Origin of the sequence: Flavobacterium sp. LPB0248, from assembly GCF_013388355.1 — a bacterium.
Classification (GTDB): Bacteria; Bacteroidota; Bacteroidia; order Flavobacteriales; family Flavobacteriaceae; genus Flavobacterium.
Genome location: NZ_CP058246.1, coordinates 2,584,667 through 2,598,463, shown reverse-complemented (window position 1 = coordinate 2,598,463; position 13,797 = coordinate 2,584,667). Strand labels below are relative to the sequence as shown.

10 protein-coding genes are annotated in these 13,797 nt (G+C 34.3%); 5 read left to right on the top strand and 5 right to left on the bottom strand.

The features are described from left to right. Positions 1-42 precede the first annotated feature (42 nt). The 4 genes from LPB248_RS10785 to LPB248_RS10770 all read right to left on the bottom strand — a co-directional run bounded on the left by LPB248_RS10785 (position 43) and on the right by LPB248_RS10770 (position 5,298). The gene (locus LPB248_RS10785) at positions 43-1,728 is read right to left on the bottom strand and encodes a sodium/sugar symporter (protein ID WP_177211437.1); all 1,686 of its coding nucleotides are present in this window, start codon (positions 1,726-1,728) and stop codon (positions 43-45) included. Positions 1,729-1,977: 249 nt separating this feature from the next. Continuing rightward, positions 1,978-3,039 (bottom strand): UDP-glucose--hexose-1-phosphate uridylyltransferase, encoded by a 1,062-nt coding sequence (locus LPB248_RS10780; RefSeq protein WP_177211436.1) that lies wholly within the window; start codon positions 3,037-3,039, stop codon positions 1,978-1,980. Positions 3,040-3,055: 16 nt separating this feature from the next. Further along, entirely contained in the window at positions 3,056-4,216 is a 1,161-nt protein-coding gene (gene galK, locus LPB248_RS10775; protein ID WP_177211435.1) for a galactokinase, read from the bottom strand. 29 nt (positions 4,217-4,245) lie between these two features. Next, positions 4,246-5,298 carry an aldose epimerase family protein gene (locus LPB248_RS10770; protein WP_177211434.1) on the bottom strand — a complete coding sequence of 351 codons (1,053 nt, stop codon included), beginning with the start codon at positions 5,296-5,298 and terminating at the stop codon, positions 4,246-4,248. Positions 5,299-5,399: 101 nt separating this feature from the next. Here LPB248_RS10770 and LPB248_RS10765 point away from each other — a divergent pair, with 101 nt between their 5' ends. After that, positions 5,400-6,398 carry a GntR family transcriptional regulator gene (locus LPB248_RS10765; RefSeq protein WP_177212538.1) on the top strand — a complete coding sequence of 333 codons (999 nt, stop codon included), beginning with the start codon at positions 5,400-5,402 and terminating at the stop codon, positions 6,396-6,398. Between the two features lie 81 nt (positions 6,399-6,479). On the opposite strand, the gene LPB248_RS10760 is transcribed toward LPB248_RS10765, so the two are convergent. Further along, on the bottom strand, positions 6,480-7,169 hold the full coding sequence (locus LPB248_RS10760; RefSeq protein WP_177211433.1) for an NUDIX hydrolase: 690 nt from the start codon (positions 7,167-7,169) through the stop codon (positions 6,480-6,482). Between the two features lie 396 nt (positions 7,170-7,565). Between LPB248_RS10760 and LPB248_RS10755 the strand changes: the two genes are divergently transcribed. The 4 genes from LPB248_RS10755 (at position 7,566) to LPB248_RS10740 (ending at position 13,776) form a co-directional block, all read left to right on the top strand. Further along, complete coding sequence (locus LPB248_RS10755) at positions 7,566-9,104, top strand: alpha-N-arabinofuranosidase (RefSeq protein WP_177211432.1); 1,539 nt, start codon at positions 7,566-7,568, stop codon at positions 9,102-9,104. 9 nt (positions 9,105-9,113) lie between these two features. Further along, entirely contained in the window at positions 9,114-11,093 is a 1,980-nt protein-coding gene (locus tag LPB248_RS10750) for a glycoside hydrolase family 127 protein (RefSeq protein ID WP_177211431.1), read from the top strand. 306 nt (positions 11,094-11,399) lie between these two features. After that, positions 11,400-13,091: a ribulokinase gene (locus LPB248_RS10745; RefSeq protein WP_177211430.1), complete on the top strand. Its 1,692-nt coding sequence runs from the start codon at positions 11,400-11,402 to the stop codon at positions 13,089-13,091. After that, a complete protein-coding gene (locus LPB248_RS10740; RefSeq protein WP_177211429.1) occupies positions 13,075-13,776 on the top strand; it encodes an L-ribulose-5-phosphate 4-epimerase in 702 nt (233 codons plus the stop codon). Before LPB248_RS10745 ends, LPB248_RS10740 begins: the two co-directional genes overlap by 17 nt. Positions 13,777-13,797 lie beyond the last annotated feature (21 nt).

Sequence of the window (13,797 nt, the reverse complement as noted above, 5' to 3'; positions counted from 1 at the left end):
AACAACAGCTGTAAAAATAGAGAGAATAGAACTGATAATTTATTACCAGAACTTAACATAAAGCGCAACAATAATCAATAATGTAATTACAATTAAGACTGTTGTTTGCGGTTTAACTTTAAACATTCCAGGTTCTGTCTCGAATGCTTTAGGGTTTACTTTTGGTCCAGCGAAACTTATTAGAATCATGGCAATCATTGTAAATAAGAATGATAATCCCATACAGATGTGGAACGGAATTTCAAAAGCTCCTTTTCCGTTATTGTAAGCTGTGTATAAAAGTGTATCGTTTCCAAATAAAGCTGGAGCGTATTCGTTGAATAAAACAGATAATAAGAATCCTAAAATTACTCCCACGATTGCCGCTGTTCCAGTAGTTCTTTTCCAGAACATACCTAAGAAGAACATAGCAAAAACTCCAGGGCTGATGAATCCAGTATATTTTTGGATATAGGTAAATCCACCAACACCACCAATTCCTAAAACGTCATTCCAAGTAAATAAAACAGCTAAAAGCATTGCAGCAAAAACGGCAAGTCTACCAATATTTACCTGTTGCTTTTCACCAGCTTCTTTTTGAATGTATTTTTTATGAATATCTAATGTATAGATTGTAGAAATACTGTTTACTTTTCCAGCTAAAGATGCTACGATTGCAGCAGTTAAAGCGGCAACAGAAAGTCCTTTTAATCCAGTTGGAAGGAATGTTAAAACAGCAGAGTAAGCTCCATCTTTTCCTCCAACCAATTGAGGTAAATGCCCGTTTGTGTATAAAACATAAGCAGCAATACCAGGTAACATTACGATAAGTGGCATTAATAATTTTAACATACCAGCAAACAAGATTCCTGTACGAGCTGTTTGTAAATCTGCTCCAAGCGCTCTTTGTGTAATGTATTGGTTACATCCCCAATAGTTTAAGTTGATGATCCAGATACCAGCAGCGTAAGACAACAATCCAGGGAAAGTTAAATATTTATCGATTTCTAACTGAGAAGATGTAGCAGTCGGTTTTGGGATAATCATTTTGAAATGCTCAGGAGCTTCTTTCATTAAAACTTTGAAACCAGCGATTGCATTTTCGCCTACTCCAAAATACTGTCCAACAGTTGTTAGAGCAATATAAGAAGTCACCAAACCTCCAATAATTAAAACGGCAACCTGAATAACGTCTGTATAAGCCACAACTTTCATTCCTCCAAGAGAAATAAATAAAGCAAAAACAGCCAAACCAATCATAATTGCGTGAAGGTATTGACCTCCAGCAAGACCGTTAATAGCAACAGCTCCTAAATATAAAATAGAAGTCAAGTTTACAAAAACGTATAAAAACAGCCAGAAAACAGCCATAATCAAAGCAGTAGATTCGTTGTAACGTGTTTTTAAGAACTGTGGCATCGTGTAGATCTTGTTTTTAAGATATACAGGGATAAACCACACAGCCACAATAATAAGGGCAATAGCGGCAAGCCATTCGTAAGCAGCAACAGCGATTCCTAAAAAGAAACCTTCACCACTCATACCGATGAATTGTTCTGCAGAGATATTAGAAGCAATAAGAGAAGCTCCAATTGCCCACCAAGTTAAATTTCCTTCAGCCAAAAAGTAAGCTTTAGCATCTTGTTCGTCTTGTTTACGTTTGCGATAAACGGTGTAACCGTAGACCGAGACTACGATAAAATAAATAATAAAAACCGCATAATCTGCGAAAGCGAGGTTTTGGTTCATTGTTAGTAGTATTTTAAATAATTATTATAGGGTTGTTTGTTTATTTGGTTTTAAATCAGTTTTTGTGTTGTGTAATCTTGTTAAATATGCAAGATGTGTTTTATTTCTGTTATTTTTTTGCGAAAAAAAAGCAGAAGCCAAATGTAAAATAAAAATTTAGAAATAAGCCATGAGTAAATGTGTTTTTTACATTTATTCAATTGAAATTGTGTTAAATTTTTTTAGTTTTAAGCTTTATTCAAAAACAAGTTATTGGGCTTTTACCAGACTTTTGTAATGTACATCTGAAAGCTGTCTTAAAATTTCGGCACTTTTTTCGGGTGTAATATCACGTTGAGATTCTCCTAACATTTCATATCCTACCATAAATTTCTTTACAGTTGCAGATCTTAACAACGGCGGATAAAAATGCATGTGGAAATGCCATTCTGGATGCAGTAAGCCATCTGTTGGCGATTGGTGAATTCCTGATGAATATGGAAATGAAGTATTGAATAAATTATCGTACTTCGTTGTTAACTGTTTTAAAATTTTCGCGAAAGCGGTGCTTTCTTCGGCAGTAAAACTAGTGATTTTGTTTACGGCTCTTTTGCTTACAATCATCGTTTCGTATGGCCAGATTGCCCAAAACGGAACCAATGCGACAAAGTGATCATTCTCGATTACGATACGTTCGCCAGCTTTCAATTCAGCTTTAACGTAATCTTCTAATAATGTTCTTTCGTTTTTATCGTAATATGATTTTAAGCTGTTTTGTGTTTTTTCAACTTGAGTCGGTAATGAAGACTGCGCCCAGATTTGTCCGTGCGGGTGAGGATTGCTGCAGCCCATTACACTTCCTTTATTTTCAAAAATCTGAACGTGATTGATGTATTTGATGTTTCCTAAATCGGTATATTCTTTCTGCCAGGTTTTGATGATGTTTTCAATATCGGCAATTTCCATTTCTGGAAGAGTCAAATCGTGTCTTGGTGAGAAACATACTACTCTCGAAATTCCTTGCTCTGGTTTTGCTTTAAAGAAGGTATGTTTAATATCGTCTTCAAAAATAATTTCGTCCTGCTTCATTGCAGCAAAATCATTTTCAAAAACAAAACTGCTTTCGTATTGTGGGTTATTCATTCCGTTGGCACGAACATTTCCTGGACACAAATAACAAGTTGGGTCGTATTTTGGAAGTTCTTCTGTAGAAATAGTTTCATTTTGTCCTTGCCAAGGGCGTTTTGCACGATGAGGTGAAACCAATACCCATTCGTTAATTAATGGATTGAAGCGTCTGTGCGGATCTTCGTTAATGTCAAAATTTTTCATTGTACTGTGTGTGGTTTTAAAGTAGCGTTGTTCCGTTTGAGATTTTTACATCATAGAATTTTAATTCAATTCCAAATGTATCTAAATAAAGCTTCGAAAATTTACGCTTAACCTCATTTTCATGCCCTTTTTTAACTAAATTGATGGTACAGCCACCAAAACCGCCTCCCATAAGTCGAGAACCAATAATGGCATCGTCTTCTTTTGCTGTATCAACAAGCATATCTAATTCTTCGCAGCTTACTTCATATTCTTGAGATAATCCGTAATGTGTTTCGAAAAGTAATTCTCCTAACTGCTCAATATTTCCTTGATCTAAAGCTTCGCATGCTTTGATAACACGGTTAATTTCTTTTACCACAAAATGAACTCTGCTGAATACTTTTTCGGTCATTTTGTCTTTAAGACTCAAAACCTGCTCTTCTGTAGCATTTCTAAAAGTTTTTACTTCTGGAAAATGGTTTTTTATGATAGATAAACCTTCTTCACATTCGATTCTTCTGGTATTGTATTCTGATGCAAAAAGAGAATGCTTTACATTAGAATCAAATAAAACCAAAGAATAATCTTTAAAGTCAGCATTATGATATTCAAAATCTAAAGTGTTGCAGTCTAGCTGAATTACTTTGTTTTCAAGACCGTGAACGCTTGAAAATTGGTCCATAATTCCGCAGTTGATACCAACCCAATGTTCTGCTTTTTGTCCTAATAACGAAATATCTTTTTTCTCAATTTTTAAATCAAAAAGAGATTTAATTCCGAAAAGCATTCCGCATTCTAAAGCCGCAGAAGAAGACAATCCAGAACCAACCGGAATATTACTGCTGAAAACACAGTTGAAACCATCAAATGAAAATCCGTTATCTTGTAATTGTTTAATTACTCCACGAATATAATTTGTCCAAACCACATCGCTCAGTTTTACTTCCTGAGTCAAATCGATTTCAAATTCTTCGTTTAAATCGATAGCGATTATTTTGGAAGTTTTAGTGTTGTTTTTTTCAAAAGCAAAGCAAATCACTTTGTCAATTGCAGCAGGTAAAACATAACCGTCATTGTAATCAATATGTTCTCCAATAATGTTAATTCTGCCTGGAGAAAGTACCGTTTTCTGAGGAGAAGATCCAAAAGATTTCTCAAAAAAAGCAACGGTATTTTGTATTAAAATATCATTCATTATAGTTGCGTAATTGTGGTATTGTATAGTTAGTTTAAGGTTTCAAATTTGTAAAGCGTTTTTTGCGTGTATTCTTCTCCTTTTCTCAAAACAGCATTTGGAAAATGATTTTGATTTGGAGCATCTGGAAAATTCTGCGTTTCAAAACAAATACCGCTTTGGGCATTGTAATCTACATTTTCTTTTCCCTTCAATTTTCCGAAACAATTTCCGCCAACATATATATGTACGCTTGGCTGATCGGTGTAAACATTCATTCTCAATTTATTTTTCAAACTGATTAACTGCGCTACGATTTCAGTTTTAGAATTTACCACAAAAGAATTGTCAATTGGAAACGGACAGCTTTTAGGCGTTCTAAAATCAAAATCATGATTGGTCAAATCGGTATAATTTCCGGTTGGAATATTATCTGAATTTGTTTCCAGCATTTTAGCCGATTTGATAAACATCTGTTGTTCCAACAAATTTCCATCATGTCCGTCAAGGTTAAAATAACTGTGATGTGTCAAATTGATAACTGTATCTTCGGTAGATGTTGCTTTATATTCTAGTTTTAATTCATTTTCTTCAGTCAAAGTATAAGTCAAATAAACCGTCATTTCGCCAGGGAAATTTTCGTCTAAATGTGCGCTTAAAAGACCAAAAGTAATTGATGGATTTTCGCCAGAAGTTGCATGAACAACACTCCAAGCTTTTCTTCCAAATCCCATTACTCCTCCGTGAAGTGTGTTGCCGTTATTGTTTCCGTCTAGCAGAAACTTTTTATCGTCAAGACTGAAAGTTGCATTATGAATACGGCCTGCGTAACGGCCAACCGTTGTTCCGAAATAAGGAGCACTTGGTAGATTGTAGGATTCTAAATAGGACTCTAAATTATCAAACCCTAATACAACATCTATTAATTTTTCATTTACTGGAATTTGGATTGAAGTTACCGTTGCGCCATAATTGATGACTTGAACTTTCATTCCGTTTTTATTAACCAAATCAAATGAATAAATTTCTTCTTTATTGGGCATTAAACCAAACAATTTGCAATTGTGAGTCTCTTTTAAATGCGATATGTGTTTTATTTCCATATAATTTTTACCAAAAATGAAATCCAAAAGTAGAAACATTTTCTATATTTGCATACCAGTACCTACCAGTTTTTAATTATAATAGTCAAAATGACTTTATCATAACCATGATTTCAATTCAAAATAATATTGGTCTGCCAAAATATAAGCAGATAATTCTTTCAATCGAAAAAGCGATTGAAGAGGGTAATTTAATTAAAGGCGATCGTCTTCCATCTGTCAATAAGGTTTGTCTTGCCTTTTCTTTATCTCGAGATACGGTCTTATTGGCGTACGATGAATTGAAGAAAAGAGGGATTATTTACGCTATTCCAGGCAAAGGTTATTATGTTAAAAGCGTTGAAATCACTATAACTCAGAAGATTTTTTTGCTTTTTGACGAATTGAATATTTTCAAAGAAGACATTTATAATTCGTTTTTAAAAAACATTGGCAAAAATGTGCAGGTCGATATTTTCTTTCATCATTTTAATGTTCAGGTTTTTAAAAAACTGATAAATGACAGTAACGGAAATTATACAAAATATATCATCATGCCGACGAACTTAAACGATATCGTCAATTCTATAAAAACCCTACCAGTAAGCGACGTAATTATCTTGGATCAGACCAATTCGGAGCTAAAAATGTTTCCAGCGATTTATCAAAACCATCAAAAAGATATTTACGAAGGCTTAATGAAAGGCAAATCCCGATTGTCAAAATACAAGAAACTGATCCTGATTTTCCCTGGTTTTAGAGAACCTGCTGGAATGAAATTAGGTTTTGAATCGTTTTGCCAAGCCTATAGTTTCGATTATGAAATTATCTCAGATTTCAGCAACCAGTCTATTGCTTTTGGAGACTTATATATTATTCCTCATGACCGAGATTTGCTTTTGGTTATAGAAAATGCAATGGGCAGAAACTTAAAATTGGGAGAAGATTTTGGAATTATATCTTATAATGAAACTCCACTGAAAAAAATTGCCGCAAACGGAATCACGACGATTTCGACCAATTTTGAATTGATGGGAAAAATTCTAGCCGATATGGTTCTGAAAGGAATAAAAGAGCAGATCGAAAATAAATCTGCTCTTATATTGAGGAATTCTTTATAAATTTCCCCCGCAGATTTAGCCGATTTTTTTGATAATTGATCAGCCAAATCTATTAAATCTGCGAGAGAATAAATAAAACTCTTATAAATTAAGTGCAAAGTTGTTTTGCAGTTTCTCTTCGTATTTCTCCTTATTAAAGGTATATAAATAAGAGCCTTTTCGAGAAGATTGCATGTCTTTTTCGTCAAGTTTGTTTAAAATCTCAAGCGAATTAATTTTGCTGATGAAATTTCTTTTGTCCAATTCTTTGCTTAAAATAGCTTCGTATAATTCTAAAAGCTGGCGCATGGTGAATTTTTCAGGAAGCAATTCAAAACCAATTGGTTTTACAGAAGTTTTGTAACGTAGTCTCTTTATAGCATTTTGAACCATTTCGTTGTGGTCAAAAATTAAGTTTGGAGCGTCGTTAATTGGGAACCATTCAGCGTGATAATTTTTAATCAATTCAGCATTGTGGTTTTCGATATTAATTAAAGCAAAATAAGAAACCGAAATGGTTCTTTCTACTGGGTCACGATCAATTTCGCTATAAGCATGCAATTGCTCCATATAAATATCGTTCAACCCTGTATACGTATTTAAGATTCTGGTTGCGGCAGCATCTAAAACTTCATCACGCTTTAAGAACCCTCCAATCAAGGACCATTTTCCTTTTTCAGGTTCAAAATCTCTTTGAATCAAAAGGATTTTAAGACCATCATTGTCGAATCCGAAAATGATGCAGTCTACCGCCAGTAAAACTTTATCAGCAGAGCTATAACTATTTAGCATATATAATTAATTTGGATGGGTAAATATATAAACTTCTTAAAAGGTTTCATAATTATTAATGTAAGATTTACACTTAATTATGGTTTGTTATGAAATAAGTATTTTTTGTTTGGTAATTATGGAGGATTGCGGATAAAATTTTGCTCGGCTTAGAAGTGACCAAATTTAGTGCAAAGTTTTTTATTATAAGAGATTTTCTAAATATTGCTTTCTAATTATTTTAAAGGAATTTTTCAGAAATACGCTTTTAATTATGGTTAAATTGACTATTAGTCATTTTTTTAACTACATTTACAAATGTTCAAAACACACTTAACTGTTGTTTGAATCTTTTTTTAAGCTTAAAAAAAACAAATTTCCTTATAGAAAACCTTACTTACTATTAAAAACCACATTATGAAAAAACCACTTTTCCTTTTGATGATGGCACTGTTTTATCAGTTTGCATTTTCTCAGGTTACTACAATTTCGATAAAAAATAATAGCGATTCACCGACTATTAGCAAGGACATTTACGGTCATTTTGCAGAACATTTGGGACACTGTATTTATGGTGGATTTTTTGTTGGAGACACTTCTAAAATTCCAAATACAAAAGGAGTTCGTAATGATATTATAAAAGCATTAAAAGATTTAAAAATTCCGAATTTGAGATGGCCAGGCGGGTGTTTTGCCGATACGTATCATTGGAAAGACGGAATTGGTCCAAAAGAACAGCGTCCGACAATTGTAAACCAATGGTGGGGAGGAGTTACAGAAGACAATAGTTTTGGTACGCACGACTTTTTGAATATGTGTGAATTGCTTGGCGCGGAACCTTATTTGTCTGGAAATGTAGGAAGTGGAACCGTTCAAGAATTGGCTGATTGGGTTCAGTACACAAATTTCGCAGGAAAAAGTCCAATGAGTGATTTGCGCAAAAAAAACGGAAGAACAGAACCTTGGAAAGTGAAATATTGGGGAATTGGGAATGAAGCTTGGGGTTGTGGTGGTAATATGACGGCAGATTATTATGCAAACGAATATAAAAAGTTTGCCACTTTTATGTCTGATTGGGGAAATACAGGTGGAATTACAAGAATTGCGTCTGGAGCAAACAGTTCTGATTACAACTGGACAGAAGTTTTAATGAAAAACATTCCGTTAAGTATGCTCGGTGGTGTTGGTGTTCATCATTATGCTGTAATCAATTGGGATAAAAAAGGCTCTGATGTTGATTTTACTGAAAAAGAGTATTTTTTAACTATGCAGTCGGCCTTAAAAATGGAAGAATTAGTGACCAAACATGCTGCTGTTATGGATAAATACGATCCAGAAAAAAAAGTTGCTATGATTGTAGATGAATGGGGAGGCTGGTATGATGTGCAAAAAGGGACAAATCCTGGTTTTTTATATCAGCAGAATACCATGCGCGATGCAGTTTTGGCGGGTGCGACTTTAAATATTTTCAACAATCATGCAGATCGTGTTCGTATGGCAAATCTAGCACAATGCGTTAATGTGCTTCAGGCCGTAATCTTAACAGACAAAGCCAAAATGATTACAACGCCAACCTATCATGTAATGAAAATGTACAGCGTGCATCAAGACGCAAAATTACTTCCTATAGATTTTAAATCGCCATCTTATACTTTTAATGGAGAAACCATTCCTGCTGTTTCAGCTTCTGCATCAAAAGATCAAGGCGGATTGGTTCATATTTCTCTTGTAAATATTGATGCTGTAAATAAGAACAAAATAGAAATTGATGTAAAAGATCTGGGCGTAAAAAACTTTACAGGAAGTATTATTACAGCTTCAAAACTACAAGACTATAACTCTTTTGAAAATCCGAACAAAATTATTCCTGTTGTTTTTAAAGGATTCGAAAATAAAAAAGGAAAATTGGAAATAACATTGCCGCCTTACTCAGTATTGGTTTTGGAAGGGAAATAATGTAGAAAAATGAAAAAATATCAATTTTACTTATTGAGTATTTGTCTATTGCTTCTGATTTCTTGTAAAGAAACCAAAAGTCAAATTGTACAAAATGATAAAACTTCTGTATTAAAAGGAGGCTATCAAATAGAACCAGTAAACATTCAAAATGTAAAACTGACAGATTCTTTTTGGCTTCCAATTATCAAGAGAGTTCAGGAAATAACTATAGAATATGCCATTAAAAAATGCGATGAAGAAGGCCGTTTTGAGAATTTTTTAATTGCAGGAAAACAAAAAAACGGTACAACAAGAGGAGAAATGCCTTTTGATGATACCGATGTTTATAAGATTATAGAAGGAGCATCAAATACTTTAATCAGCGCGCCAAACCCGAAATTAGAAAGAGTTCTGGATTCGATGATTGCTATTGTAAAAGTTGGTCAGGAACCAGATGGTTATATTACGACATGGCGAACTATAAATCCGGCAAAACCACCTGCGAGCTGGGTTCCTGTTATTGAAGGGAAACGCTGGGAATCGTTGCAGATTAGTCATGAATTATACAATCCGGGACATTTAATTGAAGCGGCAATTGTGCATTATGAAGCAACAGGCAAGACCAATTTTCTTGAAATTGCTATAAAAGCCGCCGATATGCTGGTTCGAACTTTTGGCGATAATCCAAGACAAGTAAAAGGTGTTCCGGGACATCAGATTGTAGAAACAGGATTGCTGAAATTGTATCAAATTACTGGAAACAAAGATTATCTTAAACTGGCAAAATATTATTTGGACAATCGGGGCAATTCGAATAATCATAAACTATATGGAGAAAATGCCCAAGATCATATACCTGTTGTGCAGCAAAAAGAAGTTGTAGGTCATGCAGTGAGAGCGGTATATATGTATGCAGGAATGACAGATATTGCAGCATTGACAAAAGATAAAGCTTATGAAAATGCTGTAAATAATTTGTGGGACAATATGGTGAATAAGAAAATGTATATCACAGGCGGAATAGGGTCAAGACATGATGGAGAAGCTTTCGGAGCAAATTATGAACTTCCGAATTTAACAGCTTATAATGAAACTTGTGCCGCAATTGGCGATGTATATTGGAATCATAGATTGCATAATTTATACGGAGAATCAAAATATTTTGATGTTATCGAAAGAACAATGTACAACGGATTAATATCGGGTATTTCGCTTGACGGAAAACAATTTTTTTATCCAAATGCCTTAGAAGCAGACGGAGTTTATAAATCGAATCGTGGTTCTTGTACAAGACAAGGCTGGTTTGACTGTTCTTGCTGTCCAACTAATTTAATTCGTTTTATTCCTTCAATTCCAGGATTGATTTATTCCAAAACAAAAGATGTTTTGTATGTCAATTTATATGCTTCAAACAATGCGTCTTTCCAATTAGGAAAAACAGATTTACAGATTTCGCAGCAGACTTCTTATCCGTGGAACGGAAAAATTGCAATTTCGGTTAATCCAAAAAAAGAAAGTCAGTTTACAATCAAACTTCGCGTTCCGGGTTGGTCTAGAAATGAGGTTTTGCCAGGAGATTTATATAGTTATAAAAAGGCTTCAGATCAAAAAACAACAATAAGTTTAAACGGAGAAACTCTAGCAATTCAGCCAGAAAATGGATATTTCTCAATCACTAGAAATTGGAAAAAAGGGGACAAAATTAATCTCAATTTTCCAATGGAAGTTCAAGAAGTAATAACAAGTCCAAAAGCAGGAATCAATACAAACAAAGTTTCTCTGGAATACGGACCAATAGTTTATGCGGTTGAAGAAATTGATAACAAAAACAATTTTGATAAAATCGATGTAAACGCTTCTGATACTTTCAAAGTAAAAAAGGAAGCCAATTTATTGCAAGGAGTAAATATAATTGAGAACTCAAAATTGAAAGCGATTCCATATTATTCTTGGTCGAATCGAGGAGTTGGAAAAATGAAAGTTTGGTTAGATTATAAGAATCAGTAAAAATTCTAGAGTTACAGATTCCACAGATTAAAAGGATTAAAAAATCATTTAAGTTCTTTTAATCTGTGGAAAAAAAATAAAATTCGAAACAATTTTAAAGCACGATTTAATAACGATTTGAAGATTAAGTTGAAATAATCGCAACGTTATAAATGTATTGCTAACATTTATTTTTTGTTTGAAAGCTAAAATGCTGTTTTAATGCATTTATAGCAAAAATGAATCATGCAATTTAAGTTAAGTGTTTTTTACACACTTATAAAATAATTATATCTATATTTGTCAATATTTTAAAAATAAAATAGAATGAAAAATTATGTAATAGGATTGGACTACGGAACAGATTCTGTTCGCGCGGTGCTGATAGACGCTGAAAATGGACAAGAATTGGCATCCAATGTTTCTCATTACAAAAGATGGAAAAACAAACAATATTGTGACGCTTCTATAAATCAATTTCGTCAGCATCCTTTGGATCATATTGAAGGATTGGAAATTACAATTCAGAATGTTGTTAAAGAAAGTAAAGTAGATCCTTCATTAGTAAAAGGAATTTGTATCGATACAACTGGATCTTCTCCAGTTCCAGTTACAAAAGACGGAACGCCATTAGCATTGACAAAAGGTTTTGAAGAGAATCCAAATGCAATGATGGTTTTATGGAAAGATCATACATCAATTAATGAAGCAAACGAAATCAACGAACTTGCAGTTAGCTGGGGCGGAGAAGATGTTACCAAATATGTTGGAGGAATTTATTCATCTGAATGGTTTTGGGCAAAAATTCTTCATATCGCAAGACAAGACGAAGCCGTTAGAAATGCGGCGCACACTTGGATGGAGCATTGCGATTTAATGACATATTTATTAATTGAAGATAAAGATTTAAAAACCTTCAAAAGAAGCCGTTGTGCAGCAGGTCACAAAGCAATGTGGCACACAGATTGGAACGGATTGCCACCAGTTGAATTTTTAGAAAAATTACATCCGTATTTAGCACAGCTTCGTGGTAATTTATATGATGAAACGTATACGTCTGATCTAGTTGCTGGAAAACTAAGCCAAGAATGGGCAGACCGTTTAGGACTTTCCACAGAAACAGTTGTAGCTGTTGGAACTTTCGATGCGCACTCTGGTGCAGTTGGAGCTAAAATCGAAGAAAATACTTTAGTTCGCGTTATGGGAACTTCAACTTGTGATATTCTAGTTGGTTCTTATGATGAGGTTGGAACAAAAACCGTTCGCGGCATCTGCGGCCAAGTTGATGGTTCTGTTATTCCAGGATTTATTGGTTTAGAAGCAGGACAATCTGCCTTTGGCGATTTATTGGCTTGGTACAAAGAATTATTAATGTGGCCAACGGAACATTTATTAGGTGCTACGTCACTTTTAAATGATGCTCAAAAAGAACAATTAAGGGAAGAATTCAGTAATAAATTAATTGTCGAATTGACAAAAGAATCTGAAAAAATTCCGGTTTCAGAAAGTCTTCCAATTGCTTTAGATTGGATCAACGGACGCAGAACTCCAGATGCGAATCAGGAAGTAAAAAGCGCGATTTCAAATTTATCTTTAGGAACAAAAGCACCTCATATTTTTAAAGCTTTAGTAAATGCAATTTGTTTTGGAGCGAAGAAAATTGTAGACCGTTTTGAGGAAGAAGGTGTAAAAATCGACAGCGTAATCGGAATTGGCGGCGTTGCTCGTAAATCTCCTTTCATTATGCAGACTTTGGCTAACGTTTTAAACAAGCCAATTAAAATTGCAGCTTCAGACCAAACTCCGGCTTTAGGTGCGGCAATTTACGCAGCTGTTGCGGCAGGAATTTATCCAAACGTAATCGAAGCAAGCCAAAAAATCGGAAGTGATTTTGATGGAGAATATTTCCCTCAGACAGATAAAGTAGAAGCGTATCATAAGCTTCTTTTAGGATATGAAAAATTAAGTGCTTTTGCAGATCCAAACCTTAAAATATCGAAACATGAGCTCTCAATATAAAGATTTAAAACAAGAATGTTACGAAGCCAATATGCAGTTAAATGCATTGAATTTGGTGGTGTATACATTTGGAAATGTAAGCGCCGTGGACAGAAAAAATGGTGTTTTTGCCATTAAGCCAAGCGGAGTTCCTTACGAAGATTTAAAACCTGAAGATATTGTAATTGTCGATTTTGACAATAATGTTATCGAAGGTACAATGCGTCCGTCATCTGATACAAAAACGCATGCTTATTTATACAAACATTGGCCAAATATTGGAGGTGTTGCGCATACACACGCAACTTATTCTGTGGCTTGGGCACAATCGCAGCAAGATATTCCAATTTTCGGAACAACGCATGCCGATCATTTAACAGCTGATATTCCGTGCGCACCGCCAATGGCAGATTCTCTGATCGAAGGAAACTACGAACACAATACCGGAATTCAGATCTTGGATTGTTTCAAAGAAAAAAATCTTTCTTATGAAGAAGTAGAAATGATTCTAATTGGAAATCACGGTCCGTTTGCGTGGGGTAAAAATGCGGCAAAAGCGGTTTACAACAGTAAAGTTTTAGAAGTAGTTGCCGAAATGGCGTATTTGACTTTGCAAATAAATCCAAATGCGCCAAGATTAAAAGATTCATTAATAAAGAAACATTACAACCGCAAACACGGAAAAGATTCGTATTACGGACAGTAAAAGTTTTGTTTCAGGTTTCAG

Excerpts from the sequence above, each read along its gene's own strand:
- LPB248_RS10750 (WP_177211431.1), top strand. The coding sequence starts at position 9,114 with ATGAAAAAATATCAATTTTACTTATTGAGTATTTGTCTATTGCTTCTG.
- LPB248_RS10755 (WP_177211432.1), top strand. The coding sequence starts at position 7,566 with ATGAAAAAACCACTTTTCCTTTTGATGATGGCACTGTTTTATCAGTTT.
- LPB248_RS10785 (WP_177211437.1), bottom strand. The coding sequence starts at position 1,728 with ATGAACCAAAACCTCGCTTTCGCAGATTATGCGGTTTTTATTATTTAT.
- LPB248_RS10760 (WP_177211433.1), bottom strand. The coding sequence starts at position 7,169 with ATGCTAAATAGTTATAGCTCTGCTGATAAAGTTTTACTGGCGGTAGAC.
- LPB248_RS10770 (WP_177211434.1), bottom strand. The coding sequence starts at position 5,298 with ATGGAAATAAAACACATATCGCATTTAAAAGAGACTCACAATTGCAAA.
- LPB248_RS10740 (WP_177211429.1), top strand. The coding sequence starts at position 13,075 with ATGAGCTCTCAATATAAAGATTTAAAACAAGAATGTTACGAAGCCAAT.
- LPB248_RS10780 (WP_177211436.1), bottom strand. The coding sequence starts at position 3,039 with ATGAAAAATTTTGACATTAACGAAGATCCGCACAGACGCTTCAATCCA.
- galK (WP_177211435.1), bottom strand. The coding sequence starts at position 4,216 with ATGAATGATATTTTAATACAAAATACCGTTGCTTTTTTTGAGAAATCT.
- LPB248_RS10745 (WP_177211430.1), top strand. The coding sequence starts at position 11,400 with ATGAAAAATTATGTAATAGGATTGGACTACGGAACAGATTCTGTTCGC.